Source organism: Salinivibrio sp. IB574 (genome assembly GCF_001996205.1).
GTDB lineage: Bacteria > Pseudomonadota > Gammaproteobacteria > Enterobacterales > Vibrionaceae > Salinivibrio > Salinivibrio proteolyticus.
Window position 1 is genome coordinate 114,272 of record NZ_MUFN01000003.1, and the last position, 15,809, is coordinate 130,080.

16 protein-coding genes are annotated in these 15,809 nt (G+C 50.9%); all 16 read left to right on the forward strand.

Features of this window, described 5'->3' with window-relative positions; genetic code table 11:
- Window positions 1-16: 16 nt before the first annotated feature.
- The 16 genes from BZJ17_RS02580 (at window position 17) to BZJ17_RS02655 (ending at window position 15,802) form a co-directional block, all read left to right on the forward strand.
- A complete protein-coding gene (locus BZJ17_RS02580) occupies window positions 17-1,666 on the forward strand; it encodes a flagellar hook-length control protein FliK (protein WP_077639658.1) in 1,650 nt (549 codons plus the stop codon).
- A 32-nt stretch (window positions 1,667-1,698) separates the two neighbouring features.
- Window positions 1,699-2,190 carry a flagellar basal body-associated protein FliL gene (fliL, locus tag BZJ17_RS02585; protein WP_077639659.1) on the forward strand — a complete coding sequence of 164 codons (492 nt, stop codon included), beginning with the start codon at window positions 1,699-1,701 and terminating at the stop codon, window positions 2,188-2,190.
- Between the two features lie 8 nt (window positions 2,191-2,198).
- Entirely contained in the window at window positions 2,199-3,284 is a 1,086-nt protein-coding gene (gene fliM, locus BZJ17_RS02590; protein WP_077639660.1) for a flagellar motor switch protein FliM, read from the forward strand.
- Window positions 3,285-3,300: 16 nt separating this feature from the next.
- On the forward strand, window positions 3,301-3,699 hold the full coding sequence (gene fliN, locus BZJ17_RS02595; RefSeq protein ID WP_069587145.1) for a flagellar motor switch protein FliN: 399 nt from the start codon (window positions 3,301-3,303) through the stop codon (window positions 3,697-3,699).
- An 8-nt stretch (window positions 3,700-3,707) separates the two neighbouring features.
- A complete protein-coding gene (fliO, locus tag BZJ17_RS02600; RefSeq protein WP_077639661.1) occupies window positions 3,708-4,091 on the forward strand; it encodes a flagellar biosynthetic protein FliO in 384 nt (127 codons plus the stop codon).
- A complete protein-coding gene (locus tag BZJ17_RS17575) occupies window positions 4,088-4,744 on the forward strand; it encodes a flagellar type III secretion system pore protein FliP (protein ID WP_077639662.1) in 657 nt (218 codons plus the stop codon). The genes fliO and BZJ17_RS17575 overlap by 4 nt, the downstream gene beginning before the upstream one ends.
- A gap of 11 nt (window positions 4,745-4,755) precedes the next feature.
- Window positions 4,756-5,025: a flagellar biosynthesis protein FliQ gene (fliQ, locus tag BZJ17_RS02610; RefSeq protein ID WP_069587148.1), complete on the forward strand. Its 270-nt coding sequence runs from the start codon at window positions 4,756-4,758 to the stop codon at window positions 5,023-5,025.
- 9 nt (window positions 5,026-5,034) lie between these two features.
- Window positions 5,035-5,823: a flagellar biosynthetic protein FliR gene (gene fliR / locus BZJ17_RS02615; protein ID WP_077639663.1), complete on the forward strand. Its 789-nt coding sequence runs from the start codon at window positions 5,035-5,037 to the stop codon at window positions 5,821-5,823.
- Complete coding sequence (gene flhB, locus BZJ17_RS02620; RefSeq protein WP_077639664.1) at window positions 5,823-6,959, forward strand: flagellar biosynthesis protein FlhB; 1,137 nt, start codon at window positions 5,823-5,825, stop codon at window positions 6,957-6,959. The genes fliR and flhB overlap by 1 nt, the downstream gene beginning before the upstream one ends.
- Window positions 6,960-7,124: 165 nt before the next feature.
- On the forward strand, window positions 7,125-9,230 hold the full coding sequence (gene flhA / locus BZJ17_RS02625; protein WP_077639665.1) for a flagellar biosynthesis protein FlhA: 2,106 nt from the start codon (window positions 7,125-7,127) through the stop codon (window positions 9,228-9,230).
- A 26-nt stretch (window positions 9,231-9,256) separates the two neighbouring features.
- Complete coding sequence (gene flhF / locus BZJ17_RS02630; RefSeq protein WP_077639666.1) at window positions 9,257-10,804, forward strand: flagellar biosynthesis protein FlhF; 1,548 nt, start codon at window positions 9,257-9,259, stop codon at window positions 10,802-10,804.
- A complete protein-coding gene (locus tag BZJ17_RS02635; RefSeq protein WP_069587159.1) occupies window positions 10,797-11,684 on the forward strand; it encodes a MinD/ParA family protein in 888 nt (295 codons plus the stop codon). The genes flhF and BZJ17_RS02635 overlap by 8 nt, the downstream gene beginning before the upstream one ends.
- Window positions 11,677-12,402, forward strand: coding sequence for an RNA polymerase sigma factor FliA (locus BZJ17_RS02640; RefSeq protein WP_077479269.1), 726 nt, complete (start codon window positions 11,677-11,679; stop codon window positions 12,400-12,402). Before BZJ17_RS02635 ends, BZJ17_RS02640 begins: the two co-directional genes overlap by 8 nt.
- A 55-nt stretch (window positions 12,403-12,457) precedes the next feature.
- Window positions 12,458-12,826 (forward strand): chemotaxis response regulator CheY, encoded by a 369-nt coding sequence (gene cheY, locus BZJ17_RS02645; RefSeq protein WP_069587163.1) that lies wholly within the window; start codon window positions 12,458-12,460, stop codon window positions 12,824-12,826.
- 30 nt (window positions 12,827-12,856) lie between these two features.
- Window positions 12,857-13,591, forward strand: coding sequence for a protein phosphatase CheZ (locus tag BZJ17_RS02650; RefSeq protein ID WP_077639667.1), 735 nt, complete (start codon window positions 12,857-12,859; stop codon window positions 13,589-13,591).
- Between the two features lie 9 nt (window positions 13,592-13,600).
- A complete protein-coding gene (locus BZJ17_RS02655; protein WP_077639668.1) occupies window positions 13,601-15,802 on the forward strand; it encodes a chemotaxis protein CheA in 2,202 nt (733 codons plus the stop codon).
- Window positions 15,803-15,809: the final 7 nt, after the last annotated feature.

Here is a 15,809-nt window from a genome sequence, read left to right on the forward strand (position 1 = left end):
TAATGATGAGAGACCTATGACGCAGTCTAACCTGACGCTTTCTAATCTATCTGCCAACATCGCGCCAACGCCAAGCGAGGGCCAGTCTTTAGCTGGACAAGCTAAGGCGTCGCCAGAAGCGGGTTTTTTAGCGACATTACGCCAAACGCTTCAGCAAGATGGCGCGGAGGGCGAGTTGCCCATTGAGCTGATGGCGGATGGCAAAACCTTACTGGTTGATGGCCAAATGATCGATGCCGAGGCAATGCTGGCCGATGGCATGTTTAGTGAAGCAGAAATGGCCCAAATTGCCGATATGACTGCGATGGAGGAAGGGGAAGCGCTGCTTGCACGCCTAAATCAAGCTGCCGCGACGCTGAATGGCAAAGATTTGCCTATCAAAGCAGGTAGAGCATCACTGGCCAACACCGCTAATGCTGACAAAATCACCAAGGCTGACAACATGACAGACGCCGACAAAGAGGCGTTAAACGGCAAAGTTTTAAACAACAAAGCGTTAGTATCATTGCAGGAACAGATGCACGAGGACTCCCAAGCACAAAAGGTCTCGCGAGAAGCATTATTAGAGACGTTGTCACGGCAGCTTCCTGATGATGTCGATCCAGAACAGGCACTGGCGCAATTGTCGCCCGATCAGTTGGCAGCACTGGTAGCGCAAGTGAGAGCTAATCAACAAGCGCGTAGCGGGATCAGCCTCAGCAGTGACGAACAAGAGATGGTATCTGCACAGCCAGACAAAGCGATGAAGCTCGCGTCTGCGTCGATCCCTTGGGCTGAAGCCAAGGCCGGCGCGGATGAAACTGAAAAAAAGGGTAAAGAGTCGGTTGTTGCTAAAGACGTCGCCGCAGCGTTGTCTGCGCGTTCGGCAGACAATCTGGACAAGCAGCGTCAAGCTAATCAAGCGACTTATCAGCTGCATACCGGTGATGGGGAGAGTAACAGTAAATCCTCTTCACCATTGACCGCCCAATTAGGGCAGGCTGGCGCGAATGCGCTAGCCAGTCAGCAGGCGCAAGCGGCAGGTTTGAGTAAAGCTACGCTAAAAGCCATGACTGAGAAAGCGGCAAACGCGGATAAAGCGGCGGGAGTGGATGGTAGTGGAGCGGCTCGCTCCGATACGCTGATGCAGCAGCTAGCGAATAGTTTAGGGACGGCATCGGCGCAAGCACATACCGCGCGTCAAGACATGCAAGCGGCACAAAATGCTCAAGCCCCCTTACCCATGGGACAAACACCAGCAGACGCGGGCGCGGCACTCAGCGAACGCGTGAATGTAATGCTGTCGAAAAATTTGAAACAGGTTGATATTCGCCTTGATCCACCTGAATTAGGCCGGATGCAAATTAAGCTAGGTATCAACAATGACCAAGCGACTGTGCACATTACCGTCGCGAACCATCAAGCACGCGATCTCGTTGAACAAGCGATGCCGCGTTTGCGTGAAATGTTACAGCAGCAAGGGCTACAATTAGCCCAAGGATCGGTCCAACAGCAAGACAGTGGTGCCCAACAAATGGCATCGGGTCAGCAGCAACATAGCGGCGCAGGCCAATCGAGTGGGGCCGCATCCGGGATGTCGGGACTCGATGACGGTGTTGACGAGGTGTTAACCAGCCAAACCATACAGGTTTCACACAGCGATAGAGCGGTTGACTATTACGCTTGATGTGGGTGTAAAGATAAGGAGCACGAATAACGATGGCCGATGATAACAATCCAGAAGCGCCTGAAGGTGGAAAGAAAAAGCTGATCATCATTATCGCTGCAGCTGTGTTACTGCTGTTAGTGGTCGGTGGTGCAGCGTTTTTCTTCTTATCTGGGGGAGATGACAGCCAAGACGATATTGTGCTTGAAGAGCAAGCGATGTCACTGCCAGCGATTTATGTCACCTTACCGCGCCCGTTTGTGTTCAATGTGACGGGCGACGAGCAGCAACGTCTCGTTCAAGTAAAGGCTCAGCTGCTGGTACGGGGCAATGAAATGGAAGCGCTTGCCAAAGAAAATTTACCCTTGGTGGAGCACGCGCTGCTGAATACCTTTGGGGCAGCAACCGCTGAGCAATTGCGTACACCGCAAGGCCAACTCGAAGTGAGGCGGCAAGCGGCCGAAAATGTGCGTGCGGCCTTGATTAAAGTAACCGGTGAACCTGTGGTAGAACGGGTCCTGTTTACTGGTTTTGTGATGCAATAGGTGATGACGTGACCGACCTACTCAGCCAAGACGAAATTGATGCGCTCCTTCACGGTGTTGATGACGTCGAAGATGATGATAACGAGCCCGAAGCCGGCGAAGGCGGTGCGGTTCAGTTTGATTTCTCTTCGCAAGACCGCATTGTGCGCGGTCGCATGCCGACGCTTGAACTTATCAACGAGCGCTTTGCGCGTCACATGCGCATTAGTTTGTTTAACATGCTGCGTAAAACCGCCGAGGTGTCGATCAACGGCGTGCAGATGATGAAATTTGGCGAGTACCAAAACACGCTCTATGTCCCGACGAGCTTAAACATGGTGCGTTTCCGGCCATTAAAAGGGACCGGGCTTATCACCATGGAAGCACGATTAGTCTTCATCTTGGTGGAAAACTTCTTTGGTGGCGACGGACGTTTTCATGCTCGGATTGAAGGGCGTGAATTTACTCCGACCGAGCGACGCGTGATCCAAATGCTGCTCAAGCTCGTGTTTGAAGATTATAAAGATGCGTGGGCGCCGGTAATGGAAGTGGCCTTTGAATACCTCGATTCAGAGGTAAACCCGGCGATGGCCAACATTGTTAGCCCTACAGAAGTGATTGTGGTGAGCTCGTTCCATATCGAGCTCGACGGCGGCGGTGGTGATTGCCACATGGTTATGCCGTACTCCATGCTAGAGCCGATTCGCGAGTTGCTAGATGCGGGTGTCCAAAGTGACAAAATGGACACGGATGTACGCTGGAGTAAAGCATTACGCGATGAAATCTTGGACGTTAATGTCGAGCTCAGTGCCAAGCTGTTAGATACCACGCTGTCATTACGCGATTTGATGGAGTTGCAAAAAGGGGACGTGATCCCTGTCGATATGCCAGACGCGTGTACTGTCTTTATAGAAGATTTACCGACCTATCGTGCCAAAATGGGTCAATCTAACGATAAACTAGCACTCAAAATCGTTGAAAAATTGAAACGGCCAGATATGGCTCAATCAGATATTTCACTGCTTCACGACAAGCCGGAATTGCTTGACGACTTAGAAGAAGATTTACCGATTGATGGTAAAGGTGGCAGTGATACCAGTAATCAAAACCAGTAAACAGGGGTGAGACGTCATGGATCAAAATGATGTAGATGATGATTGGGCTGCCGCCCTGGCCGAACAGTCAGAAGTGGAAGGCTCTGATGAAGTGCAAGCGGCACCATTAGAAGAGCTGACGGACGACAGTGAACAGAAAATTGGCCCAGAAGAGCAACGCAAGCTGGATGCCATTCTCGATATCCCTGTGACCATATCGATGGAAGTCGGGCGCACACAAATAAACATTCGTAATTTGCTGCAATTAAACCAAGGCTCTGTGGTCGAGCTAGATCGATTGGCAGGGGAATCGCTTGATGTGCTGGTGAATGGCACCTTAATTGCGCATGGCGAAGTGGTTGTGGTGAACGATAAGTTTGGTATTCGGTTGACGGATGTGATCAGCCAGACTGAGCGAATTAAGAAGTTACGATAAGGAAAATCATGCGTCGGCTTTTGGGAGGCTTGTTGTTTGCGCCGCTGCCTGTATGGGCCGCGGCGCCTGATATTAGTATCGCGACCATGTTGGTATCACTGACATTGGTGCTTGCGCTTATTTTTGCGCTGGCGTGGTTGTTGAGACGATTAAAGCTGCCTGGATTGGCTGGGCAAGCCAATGGCATTCGTATCATCAGCCAACTGGCCGTTGGGCAAAAAGAGCGTATTTTAGTGGTCGATATCAATGGCGAGCAGCTTGTGATCGGCGTGACAGCCACCAATATTCGGTTGCTAAAAGCGCTGGATTCGCCCATGCCGACGTCGTCAAATGCGCCAGCACCGAATACGGGGTTTGCTGAGCAACTCGGCCAACTGTTGAATCGAAAATGACTATCAAAACGTTACTTGCGGCTTGGCTTTTTGTGTGGGTATCACTGTTTTCACCTGCCACGTTTGCCCAACAAGAAGCAACGCCAGCACAAGAAACCATTACCACCGAATCGATTGATGAGGCCGGTGAGGCGGTGCGACTGCAGACAAGTCGCAACACCGGAGGCGGGATCCCTGCTGTGACGATGCGCGTCAATCCTGATGGCAGTGAAGACTACTCGGTGACATTGCAGATCCTTGCTCTGATGACCGCGCTGGGGTTTTTGCCCGCCATCGTGATTTTGATGACCTCATTCACCCGAATTGTGGTGGTGATGGCGATTTTGCGGCAGGCAATGGGACTTCAGCAAACACCGTCAAACCAAGTCATCATTGGGATTGCCATGTTCTTGACGCTGTTTATCGAGCAAGTCCCGATGACGGTACTCATCCCTGCGTTTGTGACTTCAGAGCTGAAAACGGCTTTCCAAATTGGCTTTATGCTATTTTTGCCGTTTTTGGTGATTGATTTGGTGGTGGCATCTGTCTTGATGGCAATGGGTATGATGATGCTCTCGCCGATGATCGTCTCCTTGCCATTTAAGCTAATGCTGTTTGTCTTGGTTGATGGGTGGAACCTCATTCTTTCTACCTTAGCGGGTAGTTTTGGCTAAAGGAGGCAATGATGGCCCCGGAAGCGTTTGTTGAATTATTTCAAGATGCCTTGTATTTGGTGCTACTGCTGGTGTCAGCGATTGTGGTACCCGGATTGTTGGTTGGCTTGATTGTGGCGATTTTCCAAGCGGCAACCTCAATCAACGAGCAAACACTGAGCTTTTTACCGCGTTTGATCGCCACTTTTGTGGCCCTGATGTTTTTCGGCCATTGGATGACGCGTATGTTGATGGAGTACTTCTACCGCTTGGTGGAAGAGATCCCGACCCTGCTTTACTAGGGCGACGGCATGGAATATCCCGCCTCTGTTATTTTGTCGTGGATGGCCAATTACTTTTGGCCGTTCACTCGCATCTCCTCGATGATGATGGCGATGACGTTCTTCGGCGCGCGCTTTGTGCCAGTGCGCATTCGCTTATATCTGTCGCTGGCGATTACCTTTGCGGTGATGCCAGCACTCCCAGCGGTGCCAGAAGAGATTGAATTGGTGTCCTTTGCGGGGTTTGTGGTGTTGGCACAGCAAATCGTGATTGGCGTTGCCATGGGGATGGTCACACAATTTATTACCCAAACCTTTGTGGTGTTGGGACAAATCCTCGGTATGCAATCCAGTTTAGGTTTCGCCTCTATGGTGGACCCCGCCAATGGTCAAAATACCCCCTTGCTAGGGCAATTCTATTTATTCTTGGCAGTCATGCTCTTTCTTGCTACCGATGGGCATTTGCAGATGCTTAATTTGGTGGTCATGAGTTTTAAAACGCTCCCCATTGGCGAGATGATTGGTGCCGCTGATTATCGCAGTCTCGCGGATTGGTTTGGTACCATGTTTCAGGTCGCTTTGAGCATGTCATTGGCGGGTATTATTGCGCTCTTGATTGTCAACTTGTCGTTCGGGGTCATGACGCGCGCCGCTCCCCAACTGAATATTTTCTCTCTTGGCTTTGCATTTGCATTGTTGATGGGGTTGCTGATCAGTTGGTATTTACTGTTCGGTATTTTGACGCATTACGATAACCACTGGCAGACTGGGCTTAACCAAATCTGCTCTTTGATTCGCATTAACTGTGAGCCTAACTGATGGCAGAGAGTGACGGCCAAGAAAGAACAGAAGACGCCACACCCCGAAGGCGGGAGCAGGCGCGGGAGAAAGGCCAAGTACCGCGCTCAAGAGAGCTGGCATCCGTCGCTGTCCTTGTGCTGGGAGCAGTGAGTTTGATGTGGTTTGGACAATCGCTCGGGGAAGCGTTGATGGCGCTAATGACGCGGCTATTCACGTTGTCGCGCGCAGAAGTCTTTGATACCTCTGAGTTAATGCTGGTCGTGGTCGGCGAGCTATTACACCTTATCCTCCCGCTTGGACTGGTGCTGTTACTGCTGTTTTTTTCCGGCCTCGCGGGGTCGGCAGGCCTTGGTGGGATCAGCTTCTCGTGGGAAGCGGCACGCCCTAAGTTATCCAAAATGAGCCCCATCGCTGGGGTGAAGCGTATGTTTGGCACCCAAGGCTTGGTTGAGTTATTAAAATCGATTCTTAAAGTCTTGCTGGTTGGGGGCGTGGCAAGTTATTTGGTGTATATCAATCTCCAAGACTTCTTCGAACTGACGATTGAAACCTTCCCGCAAAACCTCTATCACGCGATGGATATTCTGCTTAACTTCGTGTTGTTGGTATGTTGCTCACTATTGATTGTGGTCGCCATTGATGTGCCGTTTCAGATATGGCAGCACAATGAGCAGCTAAAAATGACCAAACAAGAAGTGAAAGACGAGTACAAAGAAACCGAAGGTCGCCCAGAAGTCAAAGGTCGAATTCGCATGTTGCAGCGTGAAATGGCGCAACGACGAATGATGGCAGAAGTGCCGCAAGCCGATGTTGTCGTGACTAACCCCGAGCACTACTCGGTTGCACTTCGGTATAACAGTGACATGGATAGCGCACCAGTGGTGGTGGCAAAAGGCTCTGACTTTACGGCATTGAAAATTCGTGAGATTGCCGCTGAGCATGATGTAGCGATTGTCCCTGCACCGCCGTTAGCGCGAGCACTGTACTTTAGCACAGAGCTTGAGCAACAAATTCCAGATGGTTTGTTTACGGCGGTTGCACAGGTGCTGGCGTATGTTTTCCAGCTCAAGCAATACAAAAAAGGGCGAGGCCGTCGGCCGACGCGTCCAGAAGACGCTTACTTGCCGATTCCGCCAGATTTGCGCCACGACTAGCACTCCTTTGTCCTTTGGGTTGCGTGTTTTTGTTTGAGAAGTGACAAAATGCTGACACTTTCGGGTTGTTTGTTGGCGCAAATATTGCTTTCTCCCCTTCCTCTTATGTTTGACGAGCGCGTCGCTTTCTCCGCCGTTCACCTATCATGGATTTGAGCTTGTAACATGCTAAAAGCCAAGTGGCAGCTGCCATTCTCAGACAAAGTTCCTTACCACCGCTTGCGTGCGATGCCCGCGGTTGGGGCACCCATTCTAGTACTAGCCACCCTCGCGATGGTGGTATTGCCCGTTCCGCCCATGCTGTTGGACTTGATGTTCTCGTTCAACATTGCCTTGTCGCTGGTGGTTTTGCTCGTCACGATTTATACCCGTCGTCCGCTTGATTTTGCCGCGTTTCCCACGGTGTTGTTGATAGCGACCTTACTACGCTTGGCGTTGAACGTTGCGTCGACTCGGGTGGTGTTGCTCTATGGCCATGAAGGGCCGGATGCCGCGGGTCAGGTGATCGGCGCGTTTGGTTCGGTGGTGATCGGGGGTAACTATGCCGTTGGTCTGGTGGTGTTCCTTATCTTGATGATCATCAACTTTATGGTGGTGACAAAGGGTGCCGGACGGATTTCGGAAGTGAGTGCTCGCTTTACCTTGGATGCCTTGCCCGGTAAGCAAATGGCCATTGATGCCGACTTAAATGCTGGGCTTATCGATCAAGAACAAGCGCGGACGCGTCGTCAAGAAGTGACCAAAGAAGCGGACTTCTACGGCTCTATGGACGGTGCGTCTAAATTCGTTAAAGGGGATGCGATCGCCGGTATCCTGATCCTGTTGATTAACATCGTCGGTGGCCTGTCTATCGGGATGGGACAGCACGACCTCCCGTTCTCTGATGCGATTGAAGTTTATACCTTGCTGACCATTGGTGACGGCTTGGTGGCACAAATCCCGTCACTCTTGCTGTCAATTGGTGCCGCCATTATGGTGACGCGTCAAAATACTGATGAAGACATGGGGCAGCAAGTTGTCTTCCAACTGTTTGATAACCCACGCGCGCTGATGATTGCTACTGGTATTCTTACCGTGATGGGTATTGTGCCGGGCATGCCTCACATCCCATTCCTGCTGTTAGCGATTATTTGTGGTGGCTTGGCCTATTGGAAATACCAGCAGTATCACAAAGCACAACAAAAAGCAGATGAGCCTGAGCAGCCAGAGACGGCGCCTATCACACCGAAAGAGTTGTCATGGGATGATGTGCAACCTGTGGATGTGATTGGTCTCGAAGTGGGTTATCGCCTAATTCCCATGGTGGATAGAGATCAAGGTGGTGAACTGCTTGACCGGGTCAAAGGCGTGCGTAAAAAACTCTCTCAAGACTTTGGGTTCCTCATTCCGCCGGTGCATATTCGCGATAATCTGGAGTTACCGCCGCATAACTACCGGATAACCCTGATGGGCGTCGCGGTGGGCGAAGCGGAAGTCCGTCCAGAGCATGAACTTGCTATTAATCCAGGACAAGTGTTTGGTCCGATTGAAGGCGAGCCGACGCAAGATCCCGCATTTGGACTCGAAGCGGTTTGGATTGAGCCAAGCCAACGCGAGCACGCTCAGGCGTTAGGGTATACGGTGGTTGACTCAGCCACCGTATTGGCGACCCATCTGAGTCAAATGCTGACCAATAACGCCGAGCGTTTATTGGGTCACGAAGAGGCTCAAAATCTTGTCGATATGCTGGGTAAACAAGTACCGCGTTTGGTGGAAGGACTGATCCCTGACCAAATCCCACTGAGTGTATTGGTGAAGGTATTGCAAAACTTGCTCAGTGAGGCGATTCCTATTCGAGATATTCGCACTATCGTTCAGACCATGGCCGAGTACGCTGGAAAGAGTCAAGATCCCGACATTCTCACCGCAGCGGTTCGGATTGCGCTGCGTCGACTGATCGTGCAGGAAATCAATGGTATTGCGCCAGAACTGCCAGTCATTACGTTAGTGCCTGAGCTGGAACAGATGTTGCATAAAACCATGCAGGCCTCCGGTGGTGAGTCGACAGGCATTGAGCCTGGGTTAGCAGAACGCCTGCAATCATCATTAGCCGAGGCAACGCAGCAACAAGAGCTGCAAGGCGAGCCCGCCGTGTTGCTAACGTCTGGCGTGCTTCGAGCGACCTTAGCGAAATTTGTGAAGAATACCATTCCGACGCTACGTGTCTTGTCATATCAAGAAGTGCCGGATGAGAAACAAATTCGTATCGTCAATGCGGTCGGTAATAATTAATACCGTTTTTTGAGTAGGGCAGAGCTTTGAAAATCAAACGTTTTTTTGCTAAAGACATGCGTACTGCACTTGGCCAAGTCAAAGAAGAGCTCGGTGCGGATGCGGTGATCATGTCTAACAAAAAAGTGACTGGTGGTGTGGAAATTGTTGCTGCCGTCGATGCCGATACAGATCCTGTTCCTGCCAAGCCGCAGCCACAGGCTCATGCACAAGAGCAGGCGGCGCAGGCATACTCAAATGCACACCGCCAGCTCGCTGACGACAAGGTCCAATTGCGCCAACGCCAACAAGCGGCGCCGCGCAATCAGCGACCGCCCCATTTTTCGGCCATGCTCGATGAATATCGAGATAGATCAGGCCCAGCAGACCGTGCGCCTCAAAACGAAGCCGACTCCCTGTCTGCGTTGTTGCAACGACAACAAAAACAGTCATCTCGCCCCGACCCTCAACGTCATTCGAATTCGAGAGAACCTGAGCGGCCTGCCGCATTGGGGCGAGGTTATGAACCTCGTCGCGAGTTGAAGAGCAATGGTCGTGGCAGTTGGCAAGATGCAGGACGCCAGCATCAACAGCCGGGTAGCAAGCCTAAACTGGATCCTTCACGGTTCGAAGCGCGTCCATCGCAATCGTCCAATGAAGAGATTGAAGCGATGCGCCAAGAAATGGCCTCCATTCGTAGCTTGCTTGAGCATCAGCTGTCAGGCTTGATGTGGCAAGAGGTTGAACGTAGAGAACCGCTGCGGGCTATGCTGATTAAACGCTTGGAGCGCATGGGATTATCGTCTGACTTATCGGATCAGCTCGCGTGTTATATCCCAGAAGACACGCCTCCCACTGAAGCGTGGCAAGCGCTGCTTGATTTGGTCGCTGACCAAATTATCACCGTGGATGAAAACATGCTTGAAACAGGCGGCGTGATTGCGCTTTTGGGCCCCACCGGAGTAGGAAAAACTACCACGATCGCCAAACTTGCGGCCCGTGCCGCCATGGACTTTGGCCCTGAAGAAATCGCGTTAGTCACCACAGATACGTTTCGTATCGGGGCGCATGAACAACTTGCGACCTATGGGCGTATTCTTGGCTGTCCGGTCAAGGTGGCTAAAGATGCCGATGAACTGGCCGACATCCTTTATCAACTGCGTCATAGACGTTTGATATTGCTTGATACTGCCGGAATGGGTCAGCGCGATCTGCGCCTTTCAGAGCAGCTCGATACATTAATGCAAAACAGCGGTTCGCATATCCGCAGCTTGCTGGTTTTGCCTGCGACGTCCCAACGTCGCGTATTACAAGAAACCATTGAACATTTTCGTCGTATTCCTTTGTCCGGCTGTGTGCTGACAAAGCTGGACGAATCTCTAAGCCTCGGTGAGCTGTTGTGTGTCACCATCGAAAATGCCCTGCCTGTTGCTTACTTAGCTGACGGGCAACGTGTGCCGGAAGATATCCGCCAAGCGACAGGACACTTCCTCGTGTCAAAAGCCAGCGAAATGCTGGAATCAGGCGCGGATCAGCACAATCACTTCTGGAGCAGTGATGTCCCAGAGTCGAATGGGGCGGACTTTTATGATTGAGACAACCATGCAAGATCAAGCAAGCGGCCTTCGCCGTCTAACCAACCCCTCACGGACTAAAGTCATCACAGTGACTGGCGGTAAAGGTGGTGTGGGGAAAACAAATGTCACCCTAGGAATGGCTGCCTCTATGGCACGCCAAGGCAAAAAAGTCATGGTGCTTGATGCAGACCTTGGCTTGGCGAATGTCGATGTGTTGCTCGGATTGCGAGCCGGTAAGAACTTGTCTCACGTCCTTCAAGGTGTTTGTGATTTGAAAGACATCATCATTGAAGGGCCGCACGGTATGAAAATCGTGCCAGCATCGTCTGGAATGCAAGGCATGACCGAGCTAACTCCCGCGCAACATGCTGGTTTGATTCGCGCTTTTGGTACACTCGAAGAAGAGGTTGATGTACTCTTAGTAGATACCGCTGCGGGGATCTCTGATATGGTACTGAGCTTTTCGCGTGCAGCGCAGGATGTGGTGGTCGTGGTGTGCGATGAGCCCACGTCAATCACTGATGCCTATGCTCTGATCAAGATTTTAAGCCGTGAACATGGCGTGAATCGATTTAAAATCGTAGCAAATATGGTCAGAAGCTACCGTGAAGGGCGAGATTTGTTCACAAAATTAACGCGAGTCACTGAAAGGTTTCTAAATGCTAATCTAGAATTAGTGGCATGTGTTCCTGTGGATGAAAGAGTGAGGCAAGCAGTGAGAAAACAGAAAGTTGTTATCGACGCATTTCCTCGCTCGCCAGCGTCGCTGGCTTTAAACGCTCTGGCGAATAAAGCGCTGACGTGGCCGGTACCGCGTAACCCTGGTGGTCATCTGGAGTTTTTTGTTGAGCGTTTGCTGATCAAAAATGATGACGCAGGAGAGTTAATTCGTGAATAAAGCGCTCACCTATAGTCGCACGGGTGATAATGGCCAAGGGGTACTCGAACGATACTCAAGCTTGGTCAAACGGATAGCGCACCACTTAATGGGGCGCTTGCCGCCGAGTGTACAAGTCGAAGATTTAATTCAAGCAGGCATGATAGGTTTGCTTGAAGCGCAGCAAAATTATGATCCGAGTAAGGGCGCAAGTTTTGAAACCTATGCCGGTATTCGGATTCGCGGTGCTATGCTGGATGATATGCGCCGTGGTGACTGGGTGCCACGCTCGGTCCACAAAGCAAGCAGGACAATCAGTGATGCGATAGCCTCACTGGAAAAGGAATTAGGCCGTGATCCCACGGATGTAGAAGTGGCACAACGGCTTGATATGAGCCTAGATCAGTATCATCAGGCACTGAATGACGTCAACTGTGGCCGATTAATCGGCATGGACGACTTAGGTGTCTCCGAAGATGCATTTACAACCGACAGTCATCGCAACGACAATCTTCCCTTTCAGGATGTTGCGGAGGATAATTTCAAGGCGGCATTGGCCGCTGCGATAAAAAGTCTTCCCGAAAGAGAAGCACTGGTGCTATCTCTTTATTATGATGAGGAATTAAACCTCAAAGAGATAGGGGCAGTGATTGGGGTGAGTGAATCCCGGGTCTGTCAGATTCAGAGTCAGGCCACGCAACGATTGAGAGCCAAGCTTTCCGCTTGGCATAGTGAGTAAGTAACAGTTTCGACAATAAAACGAGACCTCACCGGAGGCAACCTTGGATAAAAACATGAAAATTCTCGTTGTTGATGATTTTTCAACAATGCGCCGTATCGTAAAGAATCTTCTTCGTGACTTAGGTTTCAACAATACCGTTGAAGCGGATGACGGCTTAACAGCGCTGCCAATCCTCAAAAAGGGCGGTATTGATTTTGTCGTGACCGATTGGAATATGCCTGGGATGCAGGGGATCGATTTGCTCAAAGAGATCCGAAAGGATGACTCGCTGAAGCATCTCCCTGTACTGATGATCACTGCCGAAGCGAAGCGTGAGCAGATTGTTGAAGCTGCGCAAGCAGGCGTGAATGGTTATATCGTAAAACCTTTTACTGCTGCCACACTAAAAGAGAAGCTCGATAAAATTTTCGAGCGCATGTAATTAGCAAGCGCACAGTAAAAGGTAATCGTTATGATCAATCTGGACCAAGCGAAACAATTGGTCGCGTATCTTGAGAGTGGAGAGCAAGATAACGCTAATGCGCTTCTCGCTGATATCGCGAAAGAGGCGCGAGACCCGCTGTTTAATGAAGTGGGCAAACTCACCCGCCAATTACACGACTCTATCTCCAACTTTCGCTTGGATCCCAGAATTGGCGATTTAGCGAATGTAGATATTCCCGATGCTCGCGATCGCCTCACTTATGTGATGGAGAAAACCGAGCTTGCAGCTAATCGCACTATGGATGCGGTTGAGCGCACCATGCCCATTGCCAGTGAGTTGCAAGAAAACCTGCAAGCGGTAAGGCCAAATTGGAACAGTTTGATGCGTGGTGAGATCGCGTTGGATGAGTTTAAAAGCCTTTGCCACAACATTGACGAATTGTTGACTCAGGTAGAAGGCGGAGCAACTGAGCTTCACGGTCATTTGACGGATATTCTGATGGCCCAAGACTTTCAAGATCTCACCGGCCAAGTGATTCGGCGTGTTATCGAACTTGTGCAAGAAGTCGAACAACAACTCGTCGAAATTCTGACTGCATTCGGCATGGAAAATGACGAGACGGCGGGAGAAGCGCCGTCTCAACAAGAAGATACCGTTGACAAGTCAGCGCCGGAAGGACCGATTATTCATCCTGAAGAGCGTGATGATGTGGTCCACAGCCAGGATGATGTCGATGACTTATTATCGAGTTTGGGTTTTTAGAGGTGCGCTATGAGCTTTGAAATGGATGAAGAAATCCTTCAGGACTTTTTGATTGAAGCGGGAGAAATCCTCGAGCAGCTGTCTGAACAGCTGGTCGATTTGGAGCGTGCCCCTGATGATTCAGACTTGCTGAATGCCATCTTCCGTGGCTTCCATACCGTAAAAGGTGGGGCGGGCTTTTTGGGCCTTAATGCGCTGGTTGACACGTGTCACGGTGCGGAAAATGTCTTTGATACGCTGCGTAACCATGGTCGTGAGTTGACCTCAGACGTGATGGATACCATTTTGCAAGCGTTGGATACCATCAACGACCAGTTTTCAGCGGTTCAAAGTAGTGAAGAGCCGACGGCGGCATCGCCTGAGTTGCTAGAGGCGCTGCACCGCTATGCGAAACCTGCCAGTGCAGATGAGCAAGCGGCTGAGCCAGAACCGGAGCCAGAACCCGAACCAACGCCTGAGCCAGAACCAGAGCCGACCCCAGAACCGGAAGCCTCAGCGTCGAGTGATGACGCGATCAGTGGTGATTCGGTCGATGAGATCACCCAAGACGAATTTGATCGCTTACTCGATCAACTGCATGGCGAAGGGAAAGCGCCGACAGCAGGCGGCGGCGATAGCTCAGACAAGCCGGATGTGGTTGCAGACACTGAGGCCGACAGTGGTGATATCACCGATGACGAATTCGAGAAACTGCTAGACGATTTACACGGTGCTGGGAAAGGCCCCGCAGCAAATAGCAACGACACACCGGAGCAGACCGCTTCTGAAAAAGCGCCTGCAAGCGGTGGTGATGAATTCATCGATGACGATGAGTTCGAAAAGCTGCTCGATGATTTACACGGGAAAGGCAAAGGACCTGCCGCGGGTGATACGCCGCCAGCAGCGGCAAAAGCAGAAGCGCCTAAAGCTGAACCAAAGCCCGAGCCTAAGCCTGAACCCAAAAAAGCGGAATCCGCTAAACCCAGTGCGCCTGCTAAGGCGGGAGCTGGCAGTAAAGCCCCGGCTGCACCAGAAAAAGCACCTGAGAAAAAGCCGCCAGCAGCTCCACAGCAGGAGCAGACAGTTCGCGTTAATACCTCAACACTTGATGCCATCATGAATATGGTGGGCGAATTGGTTCTGGTGCGTAACCGCTTGGTGAGTTTAGGGCAAAGTAGCAATGATGAAAGCATGTCTAAAGCGGTCACTAACCTTGATGTGGTAACCGCCGATCTTCAAGGCGCGGTAATGAAGACGCGCATGCAGCCAATCAAAAAAGTATTTGGTCGTTTTCCACGCGTGGTACGTGATTTGGCGCGCAGCTTGAAGAAAGAAATCGTCCTTGAGATGAAAGGCGAAGAAACCGACTTGGATAAAAACCTTGTTGAGGCACTGGCCGACCCCATGGTCCACTTGGTGCGTAACTCGGTTGACCATGGCATTGAAATGCCTGACGTGCGTGAAAAGGCGGGTAAGCCACGAGTGGGTACCATTACCCTTAAAGCGTCTCAAGAAGGTGACCATATCCTGCTGACTATCGAAGACGATGGTGGCGGTATGGATGCGGAGAAACTGAAAGGCATCGCTGTCGATCGTGGTGTCCTAGATGCGGATGCTGCAGCACGACTGACTAACAGTGAAGCGTATAACTTAATCTTTGCGCCCGGTTTTTCGACTAAAACCGAGATCTCTGACATCTCAGGGCGTGGCGTCGGCATGGATGTGGTGAAAACGGGGATTACTAAGCTTAATGGTTCGATTAATATCGACTCTGAGCTTGGACGTGGCACCATTATTGAGATTAAAGTGCCACTGACGCTGGCTATTCTACCTACCTTAATGGTTGGTATTGGCGACAACCCGTTTGCTTTCCCTCTGTCTAACGTGAGTGAGATCATTAGCTTAGATATGTCACGCACCAATACGGTTGATGGACAACTAACACTCATTGTGCGGGACAAAGCGATTCCACTGTTCTTCTTACAAGACTGGTTGTGCAAAGGTCAGTCAGATATCGATAAAACCAAGGGACATGTGGTGATTGTGCAAATTGCCCATCAACGCATTGCGTTTGTGGTGGACACCTTGTTCGGCCAAGAAGAAGTGGTCATTAAGCCGCTAGATGAACTTCTACAAGGGACTCCCGGTATGGCTGGGGCAACCATCACCAGTGATGGACATATTGCTCTTATCCTCGATGTGCCCAACCTGCTTAAACATTACGCGGGTTAATTTGAGA